Origin of the sequence: Pseudomonas sp. NY15435 (assembly GCF_048068295.1) — a bacterium.
In the GTDB taxonomy this organism is placed as follows: domain Bacteria; phylum Pseudomonadota; class Gammaproteobacteria; order Pseudomonadales; family Pseudomonadaceae; genus Pseudomonas.
The window spans coordinates 1-205 of sequence record NZ_JBLUQA010000048.1 but is presented as its reverse complement, the minus strand read 5'-3'; the positions used below and the strand labels follow the sequence as shown (position 1 = coordinate 205).

1 pseudogene is annotated in these 205 nt (G+C 62.0%); it reads left to right on the top strand.

From position 1 onward, the window contains the following. A pseudogene (locus ACNFH5_RS30665) lies at positions 1-205 on the top strand (phage infection protein); the annotation flags it as partial.

Below are 205 nucleotides of genomic sequence, written 5' to 3'. Positions count from 1 at the left end.
CACCATCGACCGTCTGCACAAGCAAATGGGCGACGTCCGCGTGGCCGACAACGGTTCCGAACGCACCATCGACCGCCTGCACAAGCAAATGGATGACGTCCGCGTGGCCGACAACGGTTCCGAACGCACCATCGACCGCCTGCACAAGCAAATGGATGACGTCCGCGTGGCCGAGAACGGCTCCGAGCACACCATCGACAAACTG